The 238-nt window shown below is 65.5% G+C and carries 1 pseudogene; it reads right to left on the bottom strand.

Features of this window, described 5'->3' with window-relative positions:
* A pseudogene (locus FNJ47_RS55755) lies at positions 1–238 on the bottom strand (transposase); the annotation flags it as partial.

Raw genomic sequence — 238 nt, 5'->3', positions numbered from 1 at the left:
GCTTGGCGCAAGTGATCGGCGTCATAGGCGGCGTCGGCCATGACGACCTCGGCGGACAGGCCTTCGATCAATGCGGCGGCTTGCGGTGCATCGCCCTTCTGACCCGCGGTGAGCGTGAACCGCACGGGACATCCCAAGCCCCGAACCGCCATATGTATCTTGGTGCTCAAGCCGCCGCGCGAGCGCCCGATCGCTTGATCTTCAGACCCCCTTTTTTCGCCCCGGCGGCGTGCTGATG

This window comes from Bradyrhizobium uaiense (assembly GCF_010811875.1).
Taxonomy (GTDB): domain Bacteria; phylum Pseudomonadota; class Alphaproteobacteria; order Rhizobiales; family Xanthobacteraceae; genus Bradyrhizobium; species Bradyrhizobium uaiense.
The sequence above is the reverse complement of the archived record's forward strand: the minus strand, read 5'-3'. Positions and strand labels throughout refer to the sequence as shown.